Genomic DNA, 9,786 nt, shown 5'->3' with positions numbered 1-9,786 from the left:
AAGAACGTTTTGAGTCGCTTTAGCGTCTCAAGGGATGCGAATAATACACCCTTTATTTTTCGAGTCAACACTTTGTTTTAAACTTTCTTTTTAGAAGATTTAAAACCGAAGTTTTATTTAACTCTGTGAGTAGTTCGTGCCTCGCTATGCGTTGGCGTTTCCCGTCTCATTGGGGTCGCATTATAGGGAGAACAGATTTTTACGCAAGCGTTTTATTGACAAAACTTTAAATAAAGCACTGTTCGCTGAGAATTTAAGCTAAACGCATTAAAAACACAACATAACCAGCATTTTATTAACATTTAACGCTTATTAAAGTGTTTGTTATGGCCTGCGCTATCAAAAAATACTGTCTACAGACCAGCTATTAAGTCATTTATCTAAAAGCTATAGTTAAAGCCCGCGTAAAAACGACGACCTGAGTAGCTAGTATTGAGTAATCGCGCATCGGTGTCATTTCCTAAACGCGTTACTGATTCAGATTTAGTTAAATTAATAACCGCTGCGGTAAGGCTAAGCCCGTCGTATAAATTTACAGATGCATTTACATCGAGTTGCTCGTAAGGGTCTTGGTATACATTTAATCCGCTATTTAAACCGAGTACTGTTTCGCCGCGCTTATTATAAGAAGCACGTACATTAAAATAACCTCCTTCATAATAAACAGAGGTGTTGTACTGATACTTTGCACTACCTATTAAGGCCGACTGACCAAATTCTTCACCATTAATTGTTACATCTGCTTTATTGGTTTTGTTATAGGTGTAATTTGCGTAAAAGCCAAAACCATTATCAAATGCATGCTGAATAAATACTTCCGCGCCTTTTGATACTGCATCGGTGCCATTACCTACAGTGCTGTAAGGGGCTATATTAATAGTCCCTGCATCCACTATATTATTTTTACCAGCAAAGTTTTGCTCTACGTCGATCACCAGTGGCACAACAAAGTTATCTACTTTTTTATGAAAAAGTGCCAACCCAACAGCAGAACCTTCGCCATAATAATACTCAATAGATAAATCAGCTTGAACTGATTCAAATGGTTTCAAGTTTTTATTTCCGCCACTACCGCTAAAACCAGGAAGCTCGTTAAATGCGGCTCTATCTTCTGCCCATTCACCTGATACATAGGTAATGCGCTGCTGCGCACCTAAATCACTATAGTCAGAACGAGATATTACTTTAGCTATTGCCCCACGAATAACTAAATCGTCGGTTGCATCCCACGCTATATTAAAGCTTGGCAAAACTTGAGTGTCTTTGTTTTGCTGAGTGACTAATTGATAGTCTTCTACAAAACGAGCGTCACCTGTTACTGGCTCACCTGTTTCATCATTTGTGTGATCTAATTGGTAGGTATATAAGTCAGTAGATGAAGTAAGTGTTTTTGTTTGCACAACACGCACACCCAAATTACCTCTGACTTCACTAAATTCAAAATCACCTTGTATATAAAAAGCCGATATTTTTTCTTCTATATCGTAAACAAAATTATCTTCAATGCGCGTATAAGGTACATAACTAGCAGTGACAATATCGCGGTATTTATTCCAGTCGATACTTGGCATTTGGTTTATATCAAAACCACCTGCAATATTATTCTCACTAGTAAATACATTTTGAGCTAATGGCATTCCACCATTCCATTGGTAGCTATCAAAACGGGTAATACCTTGTTCACTTGCTTCCCCTGCAGCAATATCAAAATTTGGATCTAAAAAGAAGGTGTTGCCGGTTTCACGGTGAAGAATTGAGTTGCGGTACTTAACACCGGTTCTAATTGTTTTTAAAAAGCCCCAATCTACATAAAAATCCACATCAGCTTGGTAGTAATCTTCTTCTAGCTCACTGCGTACAAAGCTTGAGTTTGAAGAGCCCGCATCACGACCGCCTCCAACTCCATTTTGTAAATTAACTAATGTATTAGGGTCGATATTAAGTGACACATTATTTTGATTGAGCGACCAGCCAGCCGTTTGAGCTGCGTTTTGAATAGTGGCTGCGTTTTCGCCCGCGTTAGAACTTTTATACGCCGCTTCCCAGCTTTCTTCTGGGCCGCCCTCTGATTGTGTATTACCAATTACAAAGCGCGCTTTAAAATTATCACCTTCATAGGTTAAATTAAAATCAAAGGTATGGGAGGTAGATTCCTCACGTACGTAACTGCCACGCATCCACGGAAATTGCATATCATTTTCGACACCACTTGCCATTGCATCGTATTGCATACCAGTAACAATAGTGCCCGACTCATCAAGATTTACATCCGTCAAAAAATCAGGATTTAAAGACCACTCTGGTATATCAATCACAGATTCTGTTCTGTCTTGCCCAAGTGTAAAACCAAAATAATTAAAGCCAAGCTCTAAACGATTTGTTGGTCGCCACTGGGAACTAAATTGAATCCCTTCGCGCTCACGTTTTTCGTTAAGAACAGAACCTCGAACAACTTGCGGAAACCAAACGCCATCGTAACTGTTGCCGTTTGCATCATTAATAGTATCCCAACCGTTATTGTTATCAACTGTATTACCATGTATATCTGTTGCTTGCCCAGTGCCAGTATAGCGCCATACATTAGCATCAGTACCGCCCGAAAGCGTTCTGTTTGTCCGTTCCTGATAGGTATAGCCAACTAATACACCAAAATTTTCGTTGTCATTTTTCCATGAATATAAACCCGTAAACTGCGGTTCGTACTCTTTTGTAACATCAGCGTAAGTACTCTCTACATTAAATACACCTGAGTTTGCATCCATACTCAGAGGTTTTCGGCTATGCATTAATACAGTACCACCAACCCCACCTTCATCTAAGCGTGCTTCTGGCGATTTATAAACCTCTACGCTTTCAATCATTGAAGACGGTAACAAAGCATAATCAAACGAACGCGAAGGCTCCCCCGGGGAAGACGCAATAAAATTACCATTAAGTTGTGTAAAGGTAAGTTCTGACGATAAACCACGAATACTAACCGATGAACCTTCCCCGCCGTCACGCTCAATTACCACACCGGGTACACGCTGAAGTGAGTCTGCAACGTTTTTATCAGGGAACTTTCCAATGTCTTCCGCGGTAATGGCATCAACTACAGATCCCGACATACGTTTTACATCTAAGTTTTCGGCCATACTTGAACGGATACCACGTACTTCTATTACTTCCATATCTTCTTTATTATTAGTTATATCTGCGTAAGCTTTATTGCTGAAGCCTATTGCCGATAAAATAGAAATACAGAGTGTTGATTTGAATAGTTTGGGTGAAGCGTGTAGTGAGTTATTATTGTAGTTAAGTGCTGTCATGAAGAGTTCTATTCCATTGAAAACTGCTTATATTGATTCAAGCAAGTTAATTAATCATTTTGCTGCAATAAATTGACGAAAATATAAAATTTTTTGCCAATTTTATACAACCAAACTTAATCTTTTATTAACGGGAGCTTAAAATTAAATTAATCGCTTTGATAAATGATTACCTGTTTATAATTAACTTAAATTCAGAATAGTAAATCAATTTTAAGCACTAACCGACTGAACTATCTAGTTATTTAAATAAATACAGTTACATGAAGATATGCTGTGAGGATCTATTTTTTTAAAGTTAAGTGGCTCTTCTAAAAAACATAGACTAAGGTTAATTAAAAGTTTTACTGTAAAAATATCAGATATCCAACCTCTAAATGGTTAGCTTTAATTATTACCAACATTCGGCTATATACTAAAAAAATCACTAAAGATAGCTCTTTTTTGTATCGCTATTTATTCAATGCTTTGTTTCCAATACTCAACTATTTGAATAAATATCCCTAAAAACTTTAATAGGAGCCTATTTATGAAAAGTAATATTAAACTGATCATCACTGCGTGTTTTTTCATTTGGTTTATTGGTGATAGTAACGCCAACAATGCAAAGTCTAACTTTGATCTAGACGGCAATGGTTTATATGATGACTTTGAACGCAATTTACTGCTTGATTTTCTCGGAAACCAGTACCCTGAAATCAAAGCTGATTACGACACTAATAATGATGGCAAAGTCACGGTGCTAGAGCAAACCACTGGTCGACTCCCACTATCGCTGCGTATTCCGAAACGCGCAATTGATAGCACAATCAAAGTTACGTGGGCTTTAAACCTTTTTCCTGAGTGGCTTATGTCTGCTTATTTTCAAGAAGACATTGAAATAGGTAATGTAATAAATCATTCTTCGCGCGGGACAATTACAGCGAATGCAACACAAGCAAAGCTCTCCCTTCAACCATCCAAAACAAGAAAAAATAATGGTGTTGAATTTGCGGAGAACTCTGGGCAATATTTAATAATGCCAGGTCAGCGCGATGCTAGGTGGAATTACAGATGGATGCTTTTTACGTTTAGGATCGATGCTAATACAGGTGATAATGCTGAAACGATTTTATTAGATATTAACCATGGAGAAGGTTCAAATAAGTCATCTCCTAAAATCTGGTATAACAAAACAAACGGTCTAAGTATTCAGTATGTCGGTCTTAATAATAATGGTCTTGATAAACGGATTATGACAACTAAAAATGACGTGATTGCAGATGGTAAAACATGGAATGTTATTGTTGCTGGGATCCGCTATGGTCAAATGTTTGCCTCAGTAAATGGAACACCAATCTCTAGCGAAGCAATCCAACCTGATCGCTTTTCAGGCGAATGGATTAGCAATACTTCCTCATACATTGGCGATAAGGATATTGGTAATATGGCTTGGGCATATGATTCACTAGTCTTTGGTTTGACAGAACCATCAGAAGCAATGGTTCAAAAAATGACTGGCTGGGCGGCTTATCGTCTAAGTACGAATCAATCGTTATTTAGTAACGGAATATCTTCAATTGATCTGCCAAACGAACACCCATATAAAAATATTAGACCTACAATGGATGCTGAAGACTTCCCTTATCGCTATATTCATAATGAAAAAGAATGGACAGCTTGGGGGAGCTCTATTGATAGAGCTGAAGTGCGCATTAATGGTGGTGGAGAACGTGTACCTACAGACGACTTTGAAAGAGTATTTTATGATGACTTTCGTAATAACCGAGTAAAAGCGAGTTTTAGTGGTGAATCTGACCTTTGGTCTGCCCCTGGGTTTAATCCGGCAGTTGGCGCGAGCGCTCAGCTGATGCCTCCTAGTGAAACATTTAATGTTTATCCCCACAATAAAGATGAAAAAAAGCAATCTCTTTTACTACGAAAACAAAACGAAAGATGGAAAGCGAGTGCTTTTTATAGCGTGAATGATCTTGGGCATGGCTATACTTGGACTGGGCCAAAAATTTTTCGAATTCGTAGTATGCTTCCTAAAATAGACAAAAATGATTTGCCTGGGGGGTTATTTCCAGCATTTTGGTCTTATAATCCTGATTTTTTGTTTTGGCGAACAGCAAACCGCATCGAAGTAGATTGGTTTGAATTCGATGGAAAAAATGGAGCTTGGTTAAACGGACTTTCTTCTCATTACCACTATGCTCACGTACCAAACATATTTGCAAAAGATGACTCTAGTTATAAAAGTTACAAAGCATATTGGGGAGAACTGACGGAGCAAAAAAGTAAAATTGAAGGTGGTCTTGAATTTTGGGATGGACAATACCATACCTGGGAATTTGTTATTGATAATGACATGACTTATATAAATGTGACTATTAAAGATGAAGCTGGGAATGATAAGTGGGTTGAAGTTGGTCGTGTGCCAACGGCACCAACTTATCTTGAAAGGCTTGATTTGCAACTTGACTATGCGCTTAGGTCTTACGATGGCAATCCGACGAGCGATCAAGAAAGCTTCACCATAGACTCTATTGAAGTACTACAAAAAACATCAGACATAATAAAAATCCCAAAACCCTTTTTCAGTAAACCAATTATTACAGGGGAAAAAGCTGTTGGTGAAACAATAACTTGCCAAGCTAATTTACAAGATATTACAGATATTCGTTATTATTGGTTTGCTGATGGTTATCCGTTAACATACACAGCAACTAATACTTACGATATTACCAGTGAAGAGTCTGGGAAAGAAATTCGCTGTATGGTAAAAGCGGTTGGCGCACTTAACATGCCAGAAGCTTGGACAGAGAAAGTAGTTATAGCAGAACAATATAAATGACGTATGGGTTACAACGGAGCTTGTATATTTACTAACACAAAATAAATAGCCCCTTCAGTAAAATTTAACCATTAAAGAACTACCATTCTTTACTGGTTAAATTTTTCAAACTGGGGATAATTTAATCTTTGTAAAAAGTAAAAACCACCCCAAAAAAGCTTGTACCGCAGCTATTAGGTATTTAAATAGTTATAATTTTCTGATCATTTGTTTAATGCACATATCCACGCTTGGCATCTTTAGTATTGTGCAAAAAAAAGTACTTTACTGAAAATTAACTTATATGAGGTCAACAACCTACGAACTTTATACTACTTCTCTAATTTATTAATAACATCAGAGAGTTCTAAGAGTGTAGGCTTTCCACCATAATAATTGGTATCTATGTGATAGCTATTACCCACCCAAAAAGGCGCTTTAGTTGAGTTATGTCCATGTATTGAAAAGTCGACTCCATGACTTTTAACTACCTGATCTTGTTTAACTACTTCGCGATCCCACAATAAAGATTGCACAATTAGCGATTTATCATCAGGGTAATTTTCCCAATCCCACGATTGTGCAAATGTATGAGACAACCCAATTTTACAACCACGATACTCAAGTACTATTGAAAGCGGTTTAGTTAGTAACTCATCGCACATAACACTGAGCTTTTCACTTGATACCGACTTGTGCCAATTGCCACCATTGTCAGTCCATAATTTAAAAGCCGCTTTATCATTACTTAATAATGATTCCAACATTAAATGCTCATGATTACCTAATATCATACATGCCCTAATGGCTTGTAAGTATGTAAATAAGTCATATGTTTTATCCCCGCGATCAACAAAATCGCCTAGGCAAAACAAAGTATCTCTTTCAGGATTAAAATTTACGTTATTAAGTGCGTTTTTTAAGGCCGGTAAATCACCATCAAGATCGCCAATTACAAATACTCGGCACTCATCATTAATAAATATGGCTTGTTTTGAAGATACAGCCTGAATAGCGTTAATACCTATATCCAAAATAGACTCCTATAGAATGCAATCTAAAACTTAGATTTATACTTGAGTTTATAAAGCCTAAAGGTAACACAATATAGTTGATAATTAATGAAGGTAATAAGATTTGATTGAAACTAAAAATGCATGACTGCGGGCTTTAGCTACAAGCTAAATAAGCAATTTAGGTAGTGCTTTTAACCTATAGTAAAAGCGGCTTAGCAAAATACCTGAACAAGTTATAAGTTAGTCAACAGCACAAACTTATCAGCCAGCTCATCTAAACTTTCACGCTTATTAGGATCGGGCTTTATGCAGTCAATTGGACATACACTTACGCATGTAGGTTTATCGTAATGCCCCACACACTCAGTACATTTATTTGCATCTATTTGGTATATTTTAGCGCCCATATAAATAGCCTCATTAGGGCATTCTGGGTCACACATATCGCAGTTAATGCACTTACTATTTATGAGTAAAGCCACTAATAAGCCCCTTCAATTAAAATCATTATTAAACATATACATAGATTTAAATGAAATGTTTTTTGACTGCTTTTCATACAATCCAAGTTCAATAAAAAACCTTTGTTTTTCATTAAATCGTAGCACACATTCGTAACTCACCATTTTATTTTTAGGTGTAAATTTCAGCCATAAATTATGCCTATTTTTCTCTGTTGCTTTGTTGATCCTAATCAATAAAAATAGCTGCACTTTTACTAAGCTTGATACTATTATTTTAACTTTTCTATGTCATTTTTTAAGCTAATATAAAACTAGCTGATCTGCCGAAAAGCGCTTAAGCCCTCTAGTCATACGCTAATCTCGCCAAAAGAACATTCAAATAAGTGATAACAAGGGAATATAGTACCTCCAAAAATTTAGTCTTTCTCAAAGCGTTATTTGCTCAAATACTCTATGCCTAAAATTAAACCCTATCTAAAGCGTTAAGATGCTCTAAATGATAATTTATTCTTCGTATCATTACTTTAATTTACTTAATCGCCCAACCGTACCTGTAATCAATTGGTCATATTATTCACTTAGTATTTATTTAAAATAAAATTCTAGACTGAGTAATGAAGACTTTTAAAAGCCCCCTGCCATCGAATTTAAATATTTCTTCTGAACAAAGCGATGTAAAAAACGTTATCAGCCATATTCGTAAGTTTGTTAGTCGTCGAACAAATAATACCGATGACGTAGACGACCTAGTCCAAGAAGCTTTGCTGAGAACTTTAAATAGAAATGACACATTAGAAATTGAAAACTTTCAGGCGTACATAAATCAAGTCGCAAAGTCTGTTATGTATAGTGATTGGCAAAAAAATAAAAGCCAACCAAATAAAGCAGAAGATATTGAGCTTTTTACAGATGATAATAGCGATCCAGAGGCGCAGTCTATTACAGAGCAAAAGCTCGAGCTTGTTAAAAGTGCGTTGGAAGAGTTGCCACCTTTAAGAAGAAAAGTATTTAAGCTTCGACGTATTAACGGATTAAGTCGCGAAGAAATTAGTCTGCAGTTAAATATGAGCCAAGAATCTGTAAAAAAACATATTACGCGCGCAATGATACAAATAACGCTTCACATAGAAAAAAATCAATAAAAATGTCCCCTTTATTACACTTTTACGCTCTTTATATTTAATCAACGCAGGTTAGGTTTTTTAATGAACGAACAACGCTTAGAACAGGCAGCAGATTGGGTAGATCGGATTAATGATTTAAATGATCATGACCGTAAAGAACTATCGCTTTGGTTAAAATGCACAGAAAATAAGGCTGCATTTGAGAAAATAGCCAATGTATTTGGCGATCCTGCTGTTAAACAGGCTCTACACATTTACACTAAACAATATAGTTTACCGACTCCAATAATTACGCCTAATGCTAAACGTTCTAGGGCTTTCCCTATGCTCGCCTTAGCAGCTAGTTTTAGCGCTATTGCTTTTGCAGTGTACTGGCTTTCTATATCTCAACAAGCGTTTACACCAACACCTATTGCAAAAACAGCAGTTGAAACTAACCTACCTCAGCTTTTAGAAGCACGTTTAGGCAAACGTGTATCTAAGTTATTAGATGACGGTTCATATTTACACTTAAATGCAGATAGTGAGTTGACTGCGCACTTACTACCACACTCTAGGCAAATCGAATTAAAAAAAGGACAGGTTTTTTTTGATGTAGCCAAAGATAAAACACGGCCATTTATAATAAATTCCGGACAAGCAAGCATTAAAGTACTAGGTACTTCTTTTGATGTAGAGCGCAATAAGGATGAAGTAGTGGTAACAGTGTACGAAGGCAGGGTAGAAGTCTCGGCCTTAGATAAAGTGATATTAACTCCCTCTCAACAAGCTGTTATAAAAAATGGACATATAGCTGTAGATTATAGCCAGCAGTTGACACAACTCCCTGCTTGGCGAATGGGTTGGATTGATGCAAAAAAAGAACCTCTAACCACTGTTATTAAGCAATTGCAGCGTTATAGCCCTATGGTAATTAAAGTAGATAACGCACTAAATAATACTTTAATTAGCGGACGATTTAATCTCGAAACGCCGCAACAAAGCCTTATGCTAATAGCATCTACTTACAACTGGAATGTAGAAAAAAAGAGCAACGAACTTCATTTAACGCGACCTTAA

Annotated in this window: 6 protein-coding genes; 3 read left to right on the top strand and 3 right to left on the bottom strand. The window is 36.7% G+C overall.

The genetic code is table 11. The features are described 5' to 3' along the window. Positions 1–380: 380 nt before the first annotated feature. Complete coding sequence (locus tag H5157_RS18450) at positions 381–3,308, bottom strand: TonB-dependent receptor (RefSeq protein WP_182725243.1); 2,928 nt, start codon at positions 3,306–3,308, stop codon at positions 381–383. Positions 3,309–3,837: 529 nt separating this feature from the next. Between H5157_RS18450 and H5157_RS18445 the strand changes: the two genes are divergently transcribed. Further along, on the top strand, positions 3,838–6,144 hold the full coding sequence (locus H5157_RS18445; RefSeq protein ID WP_182725242.1) for a hypothetical protein: 2,307 nt from the start codon (positions 3,838–3,840) through the stop codon (positions 6,142–6,144). A 311-nt stretch (positions 6,145–6,455) separates the two neighbouring features. Here the strand turns inward: H5157_RS18445 and H5157_RS18440 are convergent, their stop codons facing one another. Next, entirely contained in the window at positions 6,456–7,157 is a 702-nt protein-coding gene (locus H5157_RS18440) for a metallophosphoesterase (RefSeq protein ID WP_182693715.1), read from the bottom strand. 215 nt (positions 7,158–7,372) lie between these two features. Beyond that, positions 7,373–7,621, bottom strand: a complete 249-nt coding sequence (locus H5157_RS18435) for a YfhL family 4Fe-4S dicluster ferredoxin (RefSeq protein WP_010554958.1) — start codon at positions 7,619–7,621, stop codon at positions 7,373–7,375. A 596-nt stretch (positions 7,622–8,217) separates the two neighbouring features. On the opposite strand from H5157_RS18435, the gene H5157_RS18430 reads away from it, so the two are divergent. Next, a complete protein-coding gene (locus H5157_RS18430) occupies positions 8,218–8,745 on the top strand; it encodes an RNA polymerase sigma factor (RefSeq protein WP_182725241.1) in 528 nt (175 codons plus the stop codon). 63 nt (positions 8,746–8,808) lie between these two features. Further along, positions 8,809–9,786, top strand: coding sequence for a FecR family protein (locus H5157_RS18425; protein WP_182692786.1), 978 nt, complete (start codon positions 8,809–8,811; stop codon positions 9,784–9,786).

Origin of the sequence: Pseudoalteromonas sp. SG43-3 (genome assembly GCF_014164385.1) — a bacterium.
Lineage (GTDB): Bacteria > Pseudomonadota > Gammaproteobacteria > Enterobacterales > Alteromonadaceae > Pseudoalteromonas > Pseudoalteromonas distincta.
This window is presented reverse-complemented; position numbering and strand designations above follow the sequence as displayed.